The sequence below is a fragment of the Pseudobacteroides cellulosolvens ATCC 35603 = DSM 2933 genome, from assembly GCF_001262605.1.
In the GTDB taxonomy this organism is placed as follows: domain Bacteria; phylum Bacillota; class Clostridia; order Acetivibrionales; family DSM-2933; genus Pseudobacteroides; species Pseudobacteroides cellulosolvens.
Genome location: NZ_LGTC01000001.1, coordinates 1,096,079 through 1,116,841, shown reverse-complemented (window position 1 = coordinate 1,116,841; position 20,763 = coordinate 1,096,079). Strand labels below are relative to the sequence as shown.

14 protein-coding genes are annotated in these 20,763 nt (G+C 37.6%); 13 read left to right on the top strand and 1 reads right to left on the bottom strand.

Annotation, left to right across the window (positions count from 1 at the left end; all coding sequences use genetic code 11):
• Positions 1-134 precede the first annotated feature (134 nt).
• The 3 genes from Bccel_RS04640 to Bccel_RS04630 all read left to right on the top strand — a co-directional run bounded on the left by Bccel_RS04640 (position 135) and on the right by Bccel_RS04630 (position 6,997).
• A complete protein-coding gene (locus tag Bccel_RS04640; RefSeq protein ID WP_050753120.1) occupies positions 135-2,630 on the top strand; it encodes a glycoside hydrolase family 9 protein in 2,496 nt (831 codons plus the stop codon).
• 82 nt (positions 2,631-2,712) lie between these two features.
• The gene (locus Bccel_RS04635; protein WP_050753119.1) at positions 2,713-4,608 is read left to right on the top strand and encodes a cellulase family glycosylhydrolase; all 1,896 of its coding nucleotides are present in this window, start codon (positions 2,713-2,715) and stop codon (positions 4,606-4,608) included.
• A 1,015-nt stretch (positions 4,609-5,623) separates the two neighbouring features.
• Positions 5,624-6,997, top strand: coding sequence for an ABC transporter substrate-binding protein (locus tag Bccel_RS04630; protein ID WP_036940342.1), 1,374 nt, complete (start codon positions 5,624-5,626; stop codon positions 6,995-6,997).
• Between the two features lie 202 nt (positions 6,998-7,199).
• Here Bccel_RS04630 and Bccel_RS04625 read toward each other — a convergent pair whose 3' ends face one another.
• Positions 7,200-8,060 carry a hypothetical protein gene (locus tag Bccel_RS04625; RefSeq protein ID WP_036940339.1) on the bottom strand — a complete coding sequence of 287 codons (861 nt, stop codon included), beginning with the start codon at positions 8,058-8,060 and terminating at the stop codon, positions 7,200-7,202.
• A 281-nt stretch (positions 8,061-8,341) separates the two neighbouring features.
• Here Bccel_RS04625 and Bccel_RS04620 point away from each other — a divergent pair, with 281 nt between their 5' ends.
• The 10 genes from Bccel_RS04620 (at position 8,342) to Bccel_RS04575 (ending at position 20,446) form a co-directional block, all read left to right on the top strand.
• Entirely contained in the window at positions 8,342-8,830 is a 489-nt protein-coding gene (locus tag Bccel_RS04620) for a complex I 24 kDa subunit family protein (RefSeq protein WP_036940336.1), read from the top strand.
• Complete coding sequence (locus Bccel_RS04615) at positions 8,820-10,691, top strand: NADH-quinone oxidoreductase subunit NuoF (protein WP_036940333.1); 1,872 nt, start codon at positions 8,820-8,822, stop codon at positions 10,689-10,691. The genes Bccel_RS04620 and Bccel_RS04615 overlap by 11 nt, the downstream gene beginning before the upstream one ends.
• Positions 10,692-10,695: 4 nt before the next feature.
• The gene (locus tag Bccel_RS04610; RefSeq protein WP_036940330.1) at positions 10,696-12,381 is read left to right on the top strand and encodes a [FeFe] hydrogenase, group A; all 1,686 of its coding nucleotides are present in this window, start codon (positions 10,696-10,698) and stop codon (positions 12,379-12,381) included.
• A 15-nt stretch (positions 12,382-12,396) separates the two neighbouring features.
• On the top strand, positions 12,397-12,642 hold the full coding sequence (locus tag Bccel_RS04605) for a (2Fe-2S) ferredoxin domain-containing protein (protein ID WP_036940327.1): 246 nt from the start codon (positions 12,397-12,399) through the stop codon (positions 12,640-12,642).
• Between the two features lie 29 nt (positions 12,643-12,671).
• The gene (locus Bccel_RS04600) at positions 12,672-12,956 is read left to right on the top strand and encodes a hypothetical protein (protein ID WP_036940324.1); all 285 of its coding nucleotides are present in this window, start codon (positions 12,672-12,674) and stop codon (positions 12,954-12,956) included.
• Positions 12,957-13,082: 126 nt separating this feature from the next.
• Positions 13,083-13,328 carry a (2Fe-2S) ferredoxin domain-containing protein gene (locus tag Bccel_RS04595; RefSeq protein ID WP_036940321.1) on the top strand — a complete coding sequence of 82 codons (246 nt, stop codon included), beginning with the start codon at positions 13,083-13,085 and terminating at the stop codon, positions 13,326-13,328.
• A 1-nt stretch (position 13,329) separates the two neighbouring features.
• Positions 13,330-15,051, top strand: coding sequence for a [Fe-Fe] hydrogenase large subunit C-terminal domain-containing protein (locus Bccel_RS04590; protein ID WP_036940319.1), 1,722 nt, complete (start codon positions 13,330-13,332; stop codon positions 15,049-15,051).
• Positions 15,048-16,220: a SpoIIE family protein phosphatase gene (locus tag Bccel_RS04585; protein ID WP_036940317.1), complete on the top strand. Its 1,173-nt coding sequence runs from the start codon at positions 15,048-15,050 to the stop codon at positions 16,218-16,220. Before Bccel_RS04590 ends, Bccel_RS04585 begins: the two co-directional genes overlap by 4 nt.
• A gap of 96 nt (positions 16,221-16,316) precedes the next feature.
• Positions 16,317-18,929, top strand: coding sequence for a bifunctional acetaldehyde-CoA/alcohol dehydrogenase (gene adhE, locus Bccel_RS04580; RefSeq protein WP_036940313.1), 2,613 nt, complete (start codon positions 16,317-16,319; stop codon positions 18,927-18,929).
• A 32-nt stretch (positions 18,930-18,961) separates the two neighbouring features.
• Positions 18,962-20,446 (top strand): zinc ribbon domain-containing protein, encoded by a 1,485-nt coding sequence (locus Bccel_RS04575; RefSeq protein ID WP_036940311.1) that lies wholly within the window; start codon positions 18,962-18,964, stop codon positions 20,444-20,446.
• Positions 20,447-20,763 lie beyond the last annotated feature (317 nt).

Below are 20,763 nucleotides of genomic sequence, written 5' to 3'. Positions count from 1 at the left end.
TAACTTCCGCTATAAATTTCGCTCATGTGTTGACTTAACTCGTCAACACCCGCTCAAAAGCGGAAGTAATATTTTACTCATTACTTATTTTGTATCCTAAAGACATATAAAAAAATAGGAGGTATATGTGTACTATGAAAAGAAGTTTCCTAAAAAAAGTTTCTGTTCTCTCAGCTATGTTTTTGCTTACAACGGTATTTACTGTCTCAGGACCAACTTTAAATGCTGCTGCAAGTTACAATTATGGCGAAGCATTGCAGAAAGCAATCATGTTTTATGAGTTCCAACGTGCAGGTGATATTCCTGAAGACAGTCGTAACAACTGGCGTGGTGACTCAGGTATGACTGACGGAGCTGATCATAATGTTGATCTGACAGGCGGCTGGTATGATGCAGGAGACCATGTAAAATTCAATTTACCTATGGCTTATACTTCAACAATGCTTGCATGGAGTGTTTATGAGAACAGGGATGCTTATGAAAAAAGCGGTCAGCTCCCATACATTTTGGACAACATAAAGTGGGCAACAGACTACTTTATTAAATGCCATCCTTCACCAAATGTTTATTACTATCAGGTTGGTGACGGTCAGGCTGACCATTCCTGGTGGGGACCTGCCGAGGTAGTACTTGAGGTTATGAAGAGACCATCATATGTTTTGACAGAAGCTAACCCCGGATCAGCTGTTGTAGCTGAGACTGCTGCTGCATTAGCTTCAGCTGCTGCCATCTTCAAGCCTACAAATCCTACATATGCTGCAGAGTGTTTGAAGCATGCAAAAGAGCTTTATGCATTTGCGGATAAAACGAGAAGCGATAAGGGTTATACTGCTGCAGATGGTTTCTACGCTTCATGGAGCGGTTTTTATGATGAACTTACCTGGGCTGCTATGTGGCTTTACTATGCGTCAGATGATAAAACGTATCTTGAAAAAGCTCAATCCTTCGAATCCAATTGGGAAAAGGAAGGAATCACAACTTTAATCAAGTATAAGTGGGCACATTGTTGGGATCAGAAGCTATTTGGTGCTTTGCTGCTCCTTGCAAGAGAAACAGACAAGCCATTATACAAAGAATCCATTGAAAGACATTTGGATTGGTGGGCAGGTAATGGATCCGAAAAGATAACATATACTCCAAAAGGCCTTGCCTGGCTTGATAGATGGGGATCATTAAGATATGCAACAACAGAGGCATTCCTTGCTGATGTATATGCTGATTCAAAGGTATGCAGTGCAGACAAGGTAACTTCGTACAAAGCCTTTGCAAAGAGCCAGATTGATTATGCATTAGGAAGCACCGGAAGAAGTTATGTTTGCGGATTTGGCGTAAATCCACCAAAAAGACCTCATCACAGAACTGCACACGGTTCCTGGATGGGTTACCTGGACTGTGACATACCCAATTATCACAGGCATGTACTGTATGGTGCACTTGTAGGCGGACCTGGCAACACAGACGGTTATATGGATGATGTTAAAAACTATGAAAACAACGAAGTAGCCTGTGACTATAATGCAGGTTTTGTAGGAATATTGGCGAGAATGTACAATAAATACGGTGGAAATCCTATTCCTGATTTTAAAGCTATAGAAGAACCTATTGATGAATACCTGACAATGTCAGCTGTAGCTATCCAGGGTGATGCTGCCATGATAACAATTACACTTGGAAACCAGACTGCTTGGCCTGCAAGATCCAGCAATAAGCTTTCGTGTAAATATTTTATAGATATTTCTGAAGGATTAAAAGCAGGGCTTAAGCCTGAGGATTACAAGATTTCTGTTAGTGGAACTAGTGCCGCAAAGGTAACAGGCTTGATTCCCTGGGATGAATCAAAAAATATTTACTATATTGATATTGACTTTACAGGATTTACAATGTATCCTGGCGGAGTTAATAATTACAAAAAGACAATCAGCTTTAATGTTAAATTCCCATATGGTTCTAATGCATGGGATGCGAAAAATGATTTTTCTGCACAGGATCTTGAAACTTCATCAAGTTGGGAAGGTTCACTGACCAAGTTTATACCGGTTTATGACGATGGAGTATTGGTTTACGGTCCAGAGCCTGGAGATAATCCAAAGCCTACGCCTACGAAACCTTCAAGCACACCAATCAAGCCATCCAACACACCTACAAGCCCTCAAACAGGAAAGACAATATCAGGATATATAAAGCCTGATTTTACAGCAACATCTGCCGGGTTATTAACCGGTTTTACAGTAAAATTAAACGGTACAGCAATTTCAGCGACAACAGACACAAAGGGTTACTTTGAGTTGAAAAATATAGCACCCAATGCTTCCGGATACACTCTTACTATAAAGAAAAGTGGAATGCTTTCCAGGACAATAAGTGATATCATTGTTGAAAACAGCAACATTGAATTATCAACTCAAGAGTCACCAATACTTATTTGGGGTGGAGACAGCAATCAGGACGGCACAATTAACATGTCGGATATTATAGTTGTTGCAAAAGCATTCAACAGTACATCTGAAGCAGCAAATTATAACAAAGATGCAGATATTAATCTGGACGGCACTGTTAATATGAGTGATGTTGTTATAGCAGCTATGCGTTTTAATAAGACTACAGCAGATTATTCTGAAGTAGTATTTTAAAATATAATAAATATATAGAGAAAAATGGATTGCTGCAAAATATTGTTTTGCAGCATCCTAAAAAATTTGGAGGTATAAGTTTATGAAAAAAGTCTTGTGTACAAAAAAAATCATCACATTCATCATGGTTGTCTCAATGTTAGTATCCCTATTACCGGTATCTTTTGTTGTCAACGCTGCGGATGCAGCAGATCCTTTAAGTGCTCCAGGTAATGACGACTGGCTTCATGTAAAAGGTAACAAGATCCTTGATAAGGATGGCAAAGAAGTTTGGCTGACAGGTACAAACTGGTTTGGTTTTAATACAGGATCAGGAGTTTTCGACGGAGTATGGAGCTGTAATATGAAGGCAGCTTTCAAAAACATGGCTGACAGGGGTATCAACTTTTTAAGAATACCAATGTCTGTTCAGATAATAAACGAGTGGGCTGCAGGAATCTATCCCAAGTCACAGGTTAATGACTTTGTAAATCCTGAGTTAAAAGGAAAAAACAGCTTGGAGCTTTTTGACATAGCTCTGTCCAATTGTAAGGAATATGGTATAAAAGTAATGGTGGATATACACAGTGCTCCATCAGCAGCTATGGGACATACAATACCTTTATGGTATGATGGGTCGTTCACAACTGAAGATTTTTACAAATCATTGGAATGGATAGCAAAAAGATACAAGAATGATGATACAATTCTTGCTATTGATTTAAAGAACGAGCCTCACGGTAATCCCAACCAGTCGGCAGAATTTGCAAAATGGGATAACTCAAAAGACAAAACAAACTGGAAATATGTTGCTGAAGAAGCAGGTAAAAAAGTATTGGCCATAAACCCAAACCTTTTAATAATGGTTGAAGGTGTTGAAGCTTATCCAAAGCCTGATTATGATTATACTGCAAAGGATGCATGGGGAGCGGAAAGCAAATATTACTTTACCTGGTGGGGCGGAAGTCTTAGAGGTGTGAAGGATTATCCTGTGGATTTAGGTGCTGGCAACAGCCAGCTGGTATACTCTCCACATGACTATGGTCCATTGGTATATCAGCAAAAATGGTTTTATGAAGGTTTTACAAAGGAAACATTATATAATGACTGCTGGAGAGATAACTGGGCTTTTATAAATGAGGAGAATATTGCTCCACTCCTTATGGGTGAATGGGGCGGATTCATGGACGGCGGACCTAATGAAAAATGGATGGAAGCTTTAAGAGATTTTATGATTGAAAATAAAATCCATCACACATTCTGGTGCTACAATGCCAACTCAGGAGATACTGGCGGACTTGTAACCCATGATTTTATAACATGGGATGAAGAAAAGTATGCATTGTTAAAGCCTGCATTATGGCAAAACAAGGCAGGTAAATTTGTAGGTCTGGACCATCAGGTTCCTCTTGGAGCTAACGGTATCAGCTTATCCCAGTATAATGATGGACCTATAGTTTCAACATCACCATCAACTTCAAAGCCGACACCAACAAGTACAAAACCAAGCAACACTCCAACACCAACAGTACCGACGAGTGGAGCAGGTAATAAGGCGTCAGGCTATGTTAAACCTGACTTTACCGATACAGCACTAAAAAATGGTTTCAAGGTTGAAGTTACTGGACAATCCTCTAGTAGTACAACGAGTGATTCGAAAGGATATTTTGAAATTGGCAATATTCTCAAAGCACTTGATTCATATAGTATAAAAATCAGTAAAGCAGGATATGTTTCAAGAACAATAAGCCATATAAGTAATGCTGCCAATACGGTCATAAGTTCACAGGCAGAGCCGTTAGCACTTTTTGCAGGTGATTTGAACGGAGATAATAGCATAAACATGTCTGATATACTTCTGCTTGCCAAGTCATTCAATGCTACTAAAGAAAGTTCCAATTATGATGATATTAATGACTTAAATGGTGATGGAAGTATTAATATGAATGATGTTATGATAGTTGCAAAAAACTTTAACAAGACATCAGCAGATTATTAAATACGTAATAGGATAGTAATTTAAATTTAAAAATATAAAAATAATCGCTATAAAAATTAATTGATTTTTATAGCGATTATTTTTTGGCGGATTTCAGCAAAGAGTATTCGCCATTGTTTGCACATACTTTTATTACACGTTTTGCCAAATGTAAAGTTAATGATCTTTTATTGTAGAAAATCCTTTGCTTTTTTGAAAGTAACTCATCCATTATTTTCTTCTGTAAAATGAAGAATAATGCGGATTTTAGTATTTTGTAACATTACAATCTCCAGAAAAAATAATTTTTTTTAAAAATTATCCTTGGAATTCTATATAAGCTATGCTATAATGCTATTAGAGAGATAGAAAAAAACATCGTTTGTAATATTACAAAATGGTATTACAAATAAGGATGAGATAAAAGATAAGTGTACAAGTTGACGAATACATAACATTCGCTCCTTAGAATAAATAATCTATTAAGCTTAAGGTATTTCTTAATAACGAAATACCTGTTTTTTTTATGTTTTCTATATTTATATTAAAAGTGAAATCATTTACATTTATCCCAATAAATCAGTTTTTTATTTGCTCTGACAAATGTAAGTTTTATAACACTTTTAATTTAGTATAGAATTAAATGTTACTGCATAATTTTATTCTTAACCGCTAATTTTTTAACTTTGCTTCTGCAGGAGGTATACCAATGAATTATATGAATTATATGAATTATATGAATAAGAGTAGTAGTCTGCATGCGTTAAAAAATTCACATATTTTTAAAAAAAATTTAATATTTTTTAATAAAATTATTAAAAATATATGGTCTTCTAAAAAATATTTTGTTATAATATAAAAGTAAGTAGAAAATAGGGTTCAGTTCAGTTTAGTTGATAAATATAGAAATTACATAACAATATACTGATTTCTTTGTTCTAAATATCAAAATACTCTATATCCTTATTATTGTAGGTATTACTCCATATATTTATATGGACTGATATAAATATAATAAATACAAGGAGGAAAATTAATGAAAAGGTTCAAAAAACTATTGGCAGTGGTAGCATGCGTTTCCATGATGTCCACATTGTTTGCTTGTGGCGGTGAAACAGGTGGAACAGACGAATCCCCAGCACCAAGTCCTTCAACTGAAGCTTCAGCAGCTCCTTCAGATGCTCCTTCAGCGGCTCCTTCAGCTGTAAACAAGGCAGATGTTAAAGGCGAAGTTTCATTCTGGTACTTCAACAAGGATGAAGCTCCAAACATTCTTAAAGAATTCAATGCAGCTTTCCCAAATGTTAAAGTTAATTTATCAGTTATTCCTGATAAAGACCAACAGTATCAGAACAAACTTACATCAGCTATAAGAGCTGGTTCAGGCGCACCAGACTTATTTGGTGTTGAATCTGCATTTGTTAAGAGATTTATTGATATGCCAGATGCATTTGCAGACATAACTGAAAGAGCAAAAGATTATGTTGGTAACATGGTTCCATATACTATTGATGTAGGAACTGACAAGAGCGGTGTTCTTAGAGCTATTGCTCACCAGGCTGCAGCAGGTGCTTTGGCTTATAAAAAACCATTAGCCAAGAAATACCTCGGAACTGATGATGCTGCTCAGATTGCTGATATGCTTTCTACTCCTGAGAAAATGTTAGATACTGCTAAGACATTGAAGGAAAAGAGCGGTGGAAAAGCTTCATTGTTCCCAACTTTTGAAGAGCCACAGAAGTTATACCTCGGTGGACGTAGTGCAGGATGGGTTGTAGATAACAAACTTAATATAGACCAGAAGATGATAGACTTCATCGACTTTGCTAAACAATTAAGAGATAACAAATATGAAGCATCCCTCGACCAGTGGTCACCAGGATGGTCAGCTGCTATTGCTGATGATGAAAAAGCTCTCGTATGGGCATGCCCAACATGGGGTATTCCATGGATAGTTGGTTCAAACGACAAAAAAGCTGCTGATGGCGGAAGATGGGGCTTAGCTCAACCACCATTCCCATTCTTCTGGGGTGGAACTTGGTTTGGTATGTACAGCAAGTCAACAAATCAAGATGTTGCTTGGGAGTTGATTAAGTACTTTACAACTGATAAAGAATTTATGAAGAAATGGGCAGCTAACAATCAGGACTTCCCGAACAACTTGCAGGCAATAGGTGAAGGCTCACCAGAAGATAGTAAGATCATGGGTACTAACGTATTCAAATTCTATGAGCCATTCGTACAAAAAATCAATGGTAAGATTCTTACCAAGTATGATGATACAATTGAAAATGCATTTATCGATGTTATGAGATCATACCTCGCTGGTAAGATTAAGTCCAAAGATGATATGCTCAAGACATTCAAAGATAAAGTTAAGATTAACTTAAAGGATATTACTGTTGAGTAATATTTGAAAAATAAGGGTGTTGTCATAAAGACAACACCCTTATTTTTATATGTAAGTTTATAATTTTATATTATATTATAAAAAGGTAGCATCAAATGTAATATTGTATACTTTTTGATCGTATTGATAAAAGCATGACAGATGAGGAAATCGGAAGGTTAAAAAAATATAATTACTATAACAGCATAACGTTATATTGTTGTTATTCCTTATTGAGTTTTGAGCTTTTATAAATACCTATAGTCAATAATTTTCTCCAAATGACCCATGAATCGGTGTATATAGTCTTCTGTTTTGAGTGCTGAGAACCCTGTATTTCACTATCAATTTGGTCCATAATACAAGCATTATCACCAAAAAAGGCAAGCTTGTTATAAATGGGATGTTTTCTATAGTCTATTTTTATTTTTATAATTTTTATGTAATTATATATGTTTACAGAAAAAATACTTAATATAATTAGTGCCCATACGTAGTAGAATTTTTCAATACCTCTTGTTGTATCAAAAATAAAAGGCAACACCTTTTTCTTATCAATATCAAGATCAGACTCATTGATTATGCTAGGAGGGAAATCGTCTCCAGTTTCGACGACAACACCTTTAAAGGACGTCATGTTTTCATCATATTTTTTGACCTTTATGATCATATATTTATCACCAATGCTTGAAATTATATACTCACCGGAAGTACCATAAATAGGCTTTAAGGGATTAATATACAATTTATAGTTAAGGCTGTTTTCATAAACTTGTTCTACTCCAGAATGAAACGTGTTAGGATCATCAAACTTCAAGTAGTATTTATTATCAATATAAAATCTTTTTATTGACGTTTTTTCATCCAGATAAACTTTTTTAGACCATAAGCCATTGCTTTTCTGATCATCTGGTTTATTAATAAACACATACTTATCAACTGAAAAAGGGCCAAAAATCATGTTGTAATAGTCATTTACAGTATTTTTAGATATTAAAATAATTAATAATGTAAATATGAGGTTTATTATAAGAAAGTTTCTGTTGCACCTTGAGATATTTTCTTTGATAAAGCTGTATTGCAATGTAAATCACTCCTACATTAGCTAATATAGTATTAACATAACATTTGTTATGACAAAAAGCAAGTAGTAAGCAAAACTGTAAGTGATTTTGTCCATTTCATTTTCTGAACATCAAATTTTCATACCGTATCTATTAATATCAACCCCTAAAAACACACCAGCATATAGATAATTTTTTCGTTGTTACAAAGTCATATCTGCGTTAATATTAGATTGATAAATAATTAACGAATTCGTTTTGGTATGTATACAATGTACAAAATGGATGTGGGGTGTTACTGATGTGTAAGATTAATCAATATTCCAATGTTGATGAGATATTGGAAAGATACCAAAATAAAAAATCTTCATTAATAGCTGTGCTTCAGGAAATTCAAAGTGAATATAAATACCTGCCTGAGGATGTGCTGGAGTATGTATCTAAGAAGATGGAGATTACTCTTTCAAAGATATTTAGTGTAGCTACTTTTTACGAAAACTTTTCTCTTGATCCCAAAGGAAAATACATTATAAAAATCTGTGATGGCACGGCTTGCCATGTAAGAAAGTCGATACCCATCTTAAATGCATTGAGAAAAGAGCTGGGATTAAGTGATAAAAAGCACTCGACTGATGATATGCTTTTTACCCTTGAAACTGTGTCCTGTCTTGGTGCCTGTGGGCTAGCTCCGGTTATAACAATAAACGATAAGGTATATGCAAAGATGACGCCTGAGTCGGCTATAGATGTAATTAATGAGATAAGAAAGGAGAATTCAGATGAAAATTAAGGATAAATATAAATTTGAAGAATTCTCTGCAGCAGTATCGGGTCTTTTGGAAAATCAAAAGAAAAAAGTGCTTGTTTGTGCCGGGACCGGCTGCGTTGCGGGCGGCTCCATTGAAATATACAAAACAATCAAGGCAATGGTTGAAGAAAGAGGACTTTTAGTTGATCTGGAACTGCAAGAGGAAAAAGAAGGTATAGGAGTCAAAAAAAGCGGATGTCATGGATTTTGCGAAATGGGCCCGTTAATTAAGATAGAACCTTTCAATTATCTATATGTTAAGGTATCCATAGAAGATTGTAAGGAAATTGTTGAAACAACATTGATAGAAAACAAGCCGGTTGAGCGGCTTCTGTACAGCTTTGATGGAAGAATTTATGAAACACAGGAAGAAATTCCATTTTATAAAAAGCAGACCAGATTGGTTCTTGATCACTGTGGTAGCATTGATGCCGAATCTTTTAGGGAATATGTTGCAAAAGGCGGATATGAGACCTTTGTAAAAATGCTCTTAGAGATGAATCCTGATAATGTATGCAGGATAGTATCCGACTCAAACCTTAGAGGTAGAGGGGGCGGAGGTTACCCAACGGGACGTAAGTGGCAGCAGGTGCTATCACAGCAAAGCGATGTTAAGTATGTGGTATGCAACGGTGATGAAGGTGACCCTGGTGCCTTTATGGATAGAAGTATTATGGAGGGTGATCCCCACCGTGTGATTGAAGGAATGCTTATTGCTGCATTTGCAACTAAAAGCACCGATGGTTATATATATGTGAGGGCAGAGTATCCTCTGGCGGTTGAAAGACTTAGAATTGCAATTGAACAAGCAAGGGAATACGGCTTACTTGGTGAGAACATCATGGGCTCGGGATTTTCATTTGATATACACATAAATAAGGGAGCAGGAGCCTTTGTATGCGGGGAGGGAAGTGCTCTAACCGCCTCAATTGAAGGCGAAAGGGGCATGCCGAGGGTTAAACCTCCAAGAACAGTTGAAAAAGGACTTTGGGAAAAACCCACAGTGTTAAATAACGTTGAGACATTTGCAAATATACCGCTGATTGTAAAAAACGGCAGTGAATGGTACAAATCCATAGGACCTGAGAAAAGCCCGGGGACAAAAGCTTTTGCACTAACTGGTAATGTGAACAATACCGGACTTATAGAAGTTCCTATGGGCACAACGCTAAAGGAAATCATATTTGATACCGGCGGTGGAATTAGGGACGGCAAAAAGTTTAAAGCCGTACAAATCGGAGGACCTTCTGGAGGCTGCCTCACTGAAGAACATCTTGATCTTCCTCTGGACTTTGATTCATTAAAAAAAGTTGGTGCAATGATAGGGTCTGGCGGACTTGTGGTAATGGATGAAGACACCTGTATGGTTGAAGTCGCAAGGTATTTTATGAATTTTACACAGAATGAATCCTGCGGTAAGTGCGTTCCTTGTAGGGAAGGCACAAAAAGAATGCTGGAGATACTTGAAAGAATTGTTGCAGGAAAGGGAACTACAGAAGACCTTGATATGCTGGAAGAACTGGCTGATACCATAAGCAGCACTGCCCTTTGCGGACTGGGTAAGAGTGCAGCAGGTCCGGTAACCAGTACTTTGAAATACTTCCGGGATGAGTATATGGCACATGTTGTTGATAAGAAGTGCCCAACACATACCTGTAAGGCACTAAATTCCATAGTAATAGTTGAAAATCTTTGCAAAGGCTGCAGCAAGTGTTCGAGGGTATGTCCTGTAGGTGCCATTGAAGGTAAAATTAAAAATCCTTATGTGATCAATCAGAATACTTGTATCAAGTGCGGTGCATGTATTGAGGCTTGTCCGTTTTCAGCGGTAAAGGAGGAATAAATTTATGGGAAGCATGTTAATAGATGGTCAAAGAGTGGAGTTTAGTAATGAAAAAAATCTTTTGGAGATAGTGAGAAAATGCGGGATCGACCTTCCCACATTCTGCTATCACTCAGAACTTAGTGTTTATGGGGCTTGCAGGATGTGCATGGTTGAAGATAAATGGGGAGGAACTATTGCATCATGTTCTACACCGCCAAAAGACGGTATGGAGATATATACCAATACAGCAAAGCTGAAAAAGCACAGAAAAATGATTCTTGAGCTTATTCTGGCAAACCACGACAGGGATTGTACTGTCTGTGAGAAGAACGGAAGATGCAAGTTGCAGGAACTTGCCATACGCCTTGGTGTAAAAAAGGTTAGGTTTGAGGAAGAGAAGAAAGACCTTCATGTAGACGACAGCAGTGTTTCAATAGTAAGAAATCCTAATAAATGCATAATGTGCGGTGACTGTGTAAGAATGTGTGAAGAGGTTCAGGGAGTTGGCGTATTGGGTTTTGCATACAGAGGTGCTAAAATACAGGTGACCACTGCGTTTAACAAAGCAATGAATAAGGTTGACTGTGTCAACTGCGGACAGTGCAGGACAGTATGTCCGACAGGTGCACTTGTTATCAAAAAGGATATAGACAGGGCTTGGAACGTGCTGCACGATAAAAATAAGAGAGTTATCGCACAGATTGCCCCTGCAGTTAGGGTTGCAATGGGCGAGGAATTTGGACTTAAAGCAGGCGAAGTAACCATGGGTAAGATTGTAGCAGCATTAAGAAAAATGGGATTTGACCAGGTATACGATACGGCACTGGCAGCTGACTTGACAGTAATAGAAGAAAGCGAGGAATTTAAAAAGCATCTGGATTCCGAAAGCAAATTGCCACTATTTACCTCATGCTGTCCTGCATGGGTCAAGTTTGCTGAACAAAAGTATCCTGAGCTTACCGAAAACATTTCATCCTGCCGCTCACCCCAGCAGATGTTTGGTGCCGTGATAAAAGAGCAGTTCAGAAGCTTAAAGGAAACAGATGGAAAAGACAATGTTGTAATAGCTATTATGCCGTGTACTGCAAAGAAGTATGAGGCTGTGCGACCTGAAAATTTCAATAATGGCGAGTATGATGTTGATATGGTCATTACCACTCAAGAGCTGGCCATGATGATAAAGGAGCAGGGAATAGTATTTAACGAGCTGGAAGATGAAGCACTTGATATGCCCTTTGGGCTTGCAAGCGGAGCCGGAATAATTTTTGGTGTAACAGGTGGTGTGGCGGAGGCTGTATTAAGGCATTGTTATATGGATAAATCATCTTCAAGCCTTAAGAACCTTGCATTTACAGGAATCAGAGGGATGAAGGGTGTAAAGGAAGCGGAAGTTGAATTAAACGGCAAAACCATTAGAATTGCTGTTGTCCATGGACTTAAAAATGCAGATAATCTTATAAAGTCTGTTATAAATGGTGAAAAATCCTATAACTTCATTGAGGTTATGGCGTGCCCCGGAGGGTGTATCGGCGGTGCAGGTCAACCTATTCCACATTCGTTAAATGATAGGATACAAAGGACAAAAGGAATATATAATGCAGATAGTGCATCAGCTATAAAGAGATCTGAGGAAAATCCGACAATAGTAGCATTATATAATGGCATTCTCAAAAGAAACCATAAACTTCTTCATAGGAGTAATAAATGATAGGTGGTGGTTAAGTTGTTAAGTATTACTGTTTGTATTGGTAGTGCCTGTCACATTAAGGGGGCCTACAACATTATAAATCAACTACAGCAGATTATTGAAGAAAAACAGCTTGATGAGAAAGTGAGTATAAAGCCGGCCCTTTGCTTGGGGCACTGTTCAAATGCCGTATCAGTGAAGATAGATGGTGAAGAGGTTGTATCATTATCTGCAGATAATGTCAGAGACTTCTTTGAAACGGTTGTAATAAAAAGACTGTAAAAGAAATGGCCATAAAAGGAGTGTTGATTATGAATAATTGTGAATACTGTGACTACTACAAGCATATCAGCGGAAATGGAATTAAGGATAATTATGCGACAGCGGTATGTTCTTTCGCAGATGTTATACTATTTAAAGACTTTTTCGAAAGTCCAGAAGGGGAGTACCCATGCAGACACATAACTTATCAGCAGTACTTAGATCGCAAAAAAACAACTGTAAGTGTTTCAAGGCTCAAACCGGAGGATTGGAAGCTCACCTATAAAAGCAAACACCCTGTTGGCGAAACCATCAGATCAAGAAATGCTTTATAATGCAATGATTAATGATTGATAAAAAATTATCAATCTCACATTGACAAATATTTATCAAAGTAGTATAATTAAATTGTTAAATAGTTAACAAACTAATTTTAACACTATAGCTTGGGGGGATTGCGAATGATTCAGGTGAGCATATGTGTTGGCAGTTCCTGTCACTTAAAAGGATCATACCAGATAATACAAATATTTCAGGAAATTATTAAAAACAACAAGCTTCAGGATAAGGTTGAACTAAAAGCATCCTTTTGCCTGGAACGGTGTACAAAAGGTGTTTCTGTAAAAGTTGAAGATGAATTTATTGACGAACTTACGATAGGCAATGCGGCAGAAAAATTCCAAGAGTATATAGTAAGAAGGTTATGATATGAGCATTATTCAATTTAAAGAAGCAAACTGTAAAAACTGTTACAAGTGCATAAGAAGCTGCCCCGTGAAAGCCATTGCTTTTATTAATGATCAGGCACGTATTGTGGAAGAGGATTGCATGCTTTGTGGAAATTGCCTTACGGTATGCCCACAAAATGCCAAGATTGTAAAAAGTGAAGTGGACACGGTAAAGGGATTTATTAGGAAAAAGGAAAAGGTATATGTGAGCCTTGCACCTTCTTTCGTATCCGCTTTTGAAAATGCCGACGAGGTTTGGTTATACGCAGCTTTGAAAAAGTTAGGATTTACTTATATAGAAGAAACAGCGGTAGGTGCTGCACAGGTTTCCAAGAAGTATGATCAATTGATCAAAGAAAAGAAGATGAAAAATATTATAACTTCTGCCTGTCCATCAATTACACTGCTTGTTCAAAAATATTATCCTGAGCTGGTAGACCAGTTGGCTCCAGTTGTATCTCCAATGATAGCCCATGGAAAGATGCTTCGTGAAATGTATGGGCCGAGGATAAAGGTAGTATTTATTGGACCATGCCTTTCTAAAAAGGATGAGTGTAATGATCTTCAAACCAGAGGAGTAATAGATGCAGCAATAACATTTGAAGAATTGGATGCATGGCTTTTAGAGGAAGGTATTACCGATGATATCGATTTAACTGATGAAATAAAGGGAGTAAGGGAGCTTAGAGCAAGAATTTATCCAGTTCCCGGAGGAATTATTAAAACGCTTGAAAGCAGAAACAATAAAAATTACCAGTGTCTCAGTGTGGATGGAGTAGAAAGATGCATAAAGATACTGGATTCTATAAAAAATGACGGCCTTGAAAATTACTTTATTGAAATGAACAGCTGTTCAGGCGGATGCATTGGCGGTCCATGCATGAAGCATATAAAGGGTGGATTTTTAGAGGCAAGAAGAAGGTTGCTAACCTATTTAAAACGTGGATTAAAAGAAGAAAAACTTGTAAGTACGAGAGATTCGAAGGTTGATTTAAAAAGAAATTTCTTTGACATGCAAAAGAAAGGTGCAGTACCCTCAGAGTCGGCTATACAAGGTATATTGAACAGTATAGGGAAGTTTACAGCGGATAAGGAATTAAATTGCGGGGCATGCGGTTATTCAAGCTGCAGGGACAAAGCAATTGCCGTTTATAACAACAGAGCCCAACTCCATATGTGTTTGCCATATATGAGAGAAAGAGCCGAGTCCATGTCCAACCTAATTATTAACACTACACCAAATGCTATTTTTGCCCTTAATGAGAAGCTGTGCATACAGGAAGCCAATTACTCGGCTCAGAAGATATTTGGACTAAATAAATCATCCCTTGAAGGTAAAAGTATTTTTGAGGTATTGGAATGCGGAGATTTCCAGTTTGTTATTGACAGTAAGAAAAATATATATGATGAAAAATACTATTATGAAAAGTACGACATGACTGTCACTCAGTCCATAATTTACGTACCCGACCAAAACATAGTAGTTGTAGTTATAAAGGATATAACGGATGAGGAAAGACAAATACAAAAGATGCATAAAATCCGTGAAGAGAATGTGGAGCTTGCACAAAAGGTAATAGAAAAGCAAATGAGAGTTGCACAAGAGATTGCCAGCCTCTTAGGAGAAACAACAGCTGAAACGAAGGTTGCACTAACCAAGCTCAAAAAGTCGATCATGTCGGAAATGGGTGATGTTAAGTGAGCTTATATATAGATACAAGTTTTGAAAGCCTTAACAAGCATAATGAGGAACTGTGCGGAGATAAGGTTGAGATCATAAGAGATGAAAATTCCGTTGTAGTAGTGCTTGCAGATGGGCTTGGGAGCGGGGTTAAGGCAAATATCCTTGCTACCCTTACTGCCAAAATTATTGGAACAATTATGGCAAACGGTTCAAGTATCGATGAAGCAGTTGAAACAATTGCAAATACACTGCCGGTTTGCCGGGAAAGAGGAATTGCGTATTCCACCTTTTCAATACTTCAGGTTTTCAACTCCGGTGAAGGGTATCTGGTTGAATTCGATAATCCATCTGTGTTCAGGCTAAGAAAAGGGAAACCTTTTAACATAGAAACAACAATAAGGTTAATTAGCGGTAAGAAAATCAAGGAAGCCAGGTTTACGGTAACTCCTGATGACATGTTTATTATAGTAAGTGATGGAGTAATACATGCCGGAATCGGTCAAACCTTGAACCTTGGATGGCAGTGGAACAATGTTTCAGAGTACATTCAAAGGACATATAAAAACGATATTTCTGCAAAAGCAATTACAAAGCTGCTGCTTTCGGTGTGTGACAACCTGTATGCCCAGGAGCCCGGTGACGATACAACTGTGGTAACCGTCAATATACGAAAGCCCGTTAGGCTCAACGTAATGGTGGGGCCACCAATAGATTCACAGGAAGATAGAGAGATCATATATGATTTTACTGCATTGGAAGGAAAAAAGGTAGTTTGCGGCGGTACTACCTCGCAAATAGTGGCAAGGGTTCTAAAAAAAGAAATAAAGACAAACTTTGACTACTACAATCCCAGTGTACCACCAACAGCTGATATAGATGGAATTGATCTTGCTACTGAAGGTGTACTTACATTAAGGAAGACTCTTGATTATATAAAAGCCTGTGATTCATCCGAAAGCACCATGAAGGATTTTCTAAACCTAAATAAAAAGGATGGAGCATCGAGACTAGCAAAAATTCTTCTGGAGGAGAGCACAAATATTCATTTTATAGTAGGGCGTGCCATGAATCCGGCACATCAGAACCCTGAATTTCCTTTTAATTTAAGCCTTAAGCTGAAACTTGTAGAAGAGATAGTGATATATTTGAGGAAACTGGGTAAACAAGTTACCTTGGAGTACCATTAACATAAAGGTACAAAATCACCATGTGATTTTTTAAAATAGAGTGTTAAATAATTAACAAAGTGACAAAAAGATAAAGAGATTAGAGGAGTGATCATTATGACAGAAAAAATTAAAAACAATCAAGTTAATGAGCAGGTTAATGTTAATAAGGAAATAGGTGAACTTGTTTCAAGGGCACAAAAAGCATTGGAAAAATTCATGACATACGATCAGGAAAAGATCGATGCCATCGTTAAAGCTATGGCATTAAGCGGAATAGATGACCACATGCGACTTGCTAAAATGGCTGTTGAGGAAACAGGCAGGGGTGTTTATGAAGACAAAATCACAAAAAATTTATTTTCTACAGAGTACATTTACCATAGCATCAAGTACGAGAAAACTGTTGGAATAATAAACGATAATGAAAATGAAGATTTCTTTGAAGTAGCGGAACCGGTAGGCGTAATAGCTGCTGTAACACCTGTCACAAATCCTACATCCACAACCATGTTTAAAGCAATAATAGCAATTAAGGCAAGGAACCCCATTATATTTGCATTCCATCCATCTGCACAAAAATGCAGTGCTGAAGCTGCAAGGGTATTGAGGGACGCTGCTATAGAAGCAGGTGCTCCTGAAGACTGCATACTTTGGGTAGAAAAACCCTCAATTGAAGCGACTCAACTTCTTATGAACCACAGCGGTGTATCTCTGATACTTGCAACCGGAGGAGCAGGAATGGTTCAGGCAGCATACAGCACAGGCAAACCTGCCCTTGGTGTTGGACCGGGTAATGTACCGTGTTATATTGAAAAAACTGCCAATATAAAGAGAGCTGCAACAGACCTTATATTGTCAAAGACCTTCGACAACGGGATGATCTGTGCATCTGAACAGGCTGTTATCGTAGATCGTGAGGTTTCTGCGGAGTTTGAAAAATTTATGAAGGACAATTCATGCTATTTCTTAAATGAAGATGAAACTAAAAAGTTGGCAAAGCTGGCCATAGATGAAGTAAAGTGTGCCATGAATCCAAATGTTGTAGGACAATCTGCTTATACCATAGCAAATATGGCAGGTTTAAATGTGCCTGAAAATACAAAAATTCTAATAGCAAAGCAGGAAGATGTAGGTCCGGAGTACCCTCTTTCAAGGGAAAAGCTCAGCCCAATCCTTGCATACTATATTGTGGATTCTTCTGAGGAAGGAATAAGGAAAGCTGAACAGATGGTTGAATTCGGAGGTTTGGGACACTCATCCGTCATACACTCCAACGACGAGAAAATAATCGAGGAGTTTTCAAAGAGGCTAAAATCGGGAAGGTTAATAGTCAATTCACCTTCAACACATGGTGCTATCGGTGATATTTACAATACAAACACTCCATCTCTTACATTAGGATGCGGAACATACGGAAAAAATTCAACAACTCAGAATGTTTCTGCAGCAAATCTTATCAACAAAAAAAGAGTGTCAAGGAGAAGAGTGAATATGCAATGGTTTAAGATACCTGAAAAAATATACTTTGAATTTGGCTCAACTCAGTACCTAGAGAAGATGCCTAATATATCAAAAGCATTTATAGTAACCGACCCATATATGGTTAAGCTTGGATATGTAGATAAAATTCTTTACTACCTTAGAAAAAGACAGCAGTATGTTCACTGTGAGATATTCTCAGATGTTGAACCGGACCCATCTGTTGAGACTGTTATGAAGGGCTGCGAGCTTATGAACAAGTTTCAGCCAGATGTTATAATAGCTTTAGGCGGCGGATCGGCCATGGATGCGGCTAAAGGAATGTGGCTTTTCTATGAGCATCCTGAAACTGACTTTAATTCATTAAGGCTTAAGTTTATGGACATAAGAAAGAGAGTTTACAAGTTCCCTAAACTGGGCAAAAAGTCAAAGATGGTAGCAATTCCCACCACTTCGGGTACAGGTTCAGAGGTTACATCCTTTGCGGTTATTACCGATAAAGAAAGAAATGTGAAATATCCTCTGGCGGATTATGAATTGACTCCTGATGTTGCAATAATAGATGCTGATTACGTAATGTCTGTACCGCCTTCAGTAACTGCCGACACAGGTATGGATGTTCTTACCCACGCTATTGAAGCCTATGTATCCATCCTGGCATCCGATTTTACTGACGGCTTGGCAATAAAGGCTATTCAGTTGGTGTTCGAATACTTGCCAAGGGCCTACAAGAATGGCAATGATGCGTTGGCAAGAGAAAAAATGCATAACGCTTCATGTATAGCAGGTATGGCATTTACAAATGCATTCCTGGGAATAAACCACAGCCTTGCTCACAAACTGGGTGGAGAATTCCATATACCTCACGGAAGGGCAAATGCAGTACTTCTACCTTATGTTATAGAGTACAATGCACAAAAGCCTACTAAGTTTGTGTCTTTCCCTAAATATGAAACATTCATTGCAGACAAAAAATATGCTGAAATAGCAAAAGCACTGGGACTTCCTGCATCAACCAATGAGGAAGGGGTAAAAAGCTTGATAAAAGCCATCAAGGATCTTATGAAAGAGCTTAATATGCCTTCCACAATAGCAGAATGCAAGGTTGACAGCAAAAAGTTCAATGCCAAGGTTGCTGAGCTTGCAGATAAGGCATTTGAAGATCAGTGTACAACTGCTAACCCAAGACTCCCATTGGTGTCTGAGTTGGAAAAGATATACCTAACCGCTTATAACGGCGGAAAATAAGGAAATTGTGTGAAGTGAAAGGGTCTTGACCTATGGGGATGAGGACAATTGTTTTAAAACTTCATAAGCCAAGTAAAGCAAAGCAGCAAATTATTAATGATGCTTTACTTGGCTATAACAAGGCCTTTGAATTTCTCATAAACAAAGCAGGCAACTGCTTACCTGAACTTGAACAAAGGTTTAAAGTGAAGGCCGGTCAATATAATATACTGGCACTTTCAAAATGGATTGACAGCAACTTAAGTCAGGAGCTGAACAAATTCGATGTACAGCCGTTTAAAGATTCTTTGAGACTTGAATTTGCATATGCCATGGCCGACTGTTTGAGAACTGGAAGCGTATGCCAGGAAAATGTGAATAAAGAAGCAGCCTTCAGTTATTTCCGTCCTATTTATTTTTGCAGGTACGATACCAAAAGAGGTTACTGCCTGCTTTATGACAAGGAAAAGGACAGGTATTATGTTAAACTTTATCTGCTTAACGGTCCTAATGCAAGGACAGCGGCGGAGGCTAATATAAGGGAAGGCCTGGTTCATGTTCATAAAGACAATAAGATGCTGGAAAGAAAGAGAAGGAAGGAAACTCATATTATTGTACCGCTTTCTTTCGGTAAATGGCAGGAGAGGATTATAAAGGAGGCGTCTAAAGCACCCGAGTGTTTCAAGACTGCGAGACTTTTAGTAAGGGATAATGAATATTATCTGGCCATATCAATAGAAGCGGGTGAGTCAAAGAGCATAAGCACTATGGCGTATATGGGTGTTAGCAGAGGGCTAAAAAGCAACCTTCATTATACTGTTGTGAATTCTCACGGGGAAATAATAATATCCGGTGAGATTGATACTCTGGAAAAAAATGATGATTCATCAGGAATACCTTTAAATAAGCTGCATAAAGCAGCTAATATAATTACCGATATAGCCATTTCTCATAAAGCACAGATAATAGTTCAAAACCTTTCACAAAGAGGAGATGGGTTGGGGTGGAGTGATAATGATCTGGATCAATACCTGCCTCGATTTAAGAGGAAGGACTATAACCGAATGGTAAGCCTTCTAGAGTACAAGCTTCAATGGAAAGGACTTCCCAAGCCTATTAAGGTAAGCCCTATAGGTATTTATTATACATGCTGCAGTTGTGGGCGGAATTCCAAAAAGAACAGGTTCAACAAGGATTTGCTAATATGCTCAAGCTGTGGAACCACAATGGATATAGACAAGCTGGGAAGCCTTAATCTAGCAAGAAAGCTTATTGATTACAATACTTCAAAAATTAAAATCAATATAAAGAGAGTTGACAGTGGAGTAGTATTTTCCAATAAAATCCTTGGTCTGGATTGTTTTACAAGTTACAAAGAGGACCAACTATTGCGGCTTAAGAATGAAATCCAAAAGATAATTGAAGATACGAAACTTATAGTTAAGACTCAAGATAAAAAAGCTCATTCTGCCAGAATAAGCCTTATAAGGAAATTAGAAAGCGTTGAAAATTTCATGGATTTGATAGAGTATATTTAATATATAATAAATTAATATTACTGACCAATATGTGCTTTTGCTGCCGCACCACTTCCATAATTAAATGGAAATCTTACCGAGTAAGACATCAATACAAGAACGTTTTGATGTGAAAGAGCAGCTATCTAGCAATACCCTCATGAGGATTAATCTTCATGGGGGTATTTTGCGTTTTTTAATGGAGATTAAAACCACGAATCTCTATACCGTATCTAACAATCAGGTAGCTGAAAAGACCATTTGACAGGCTGAAAAATTATAATTGTTGGGTAGTTTTGATTGCAGTAAAATTAAATTGTCAAACAATTAACAAAATT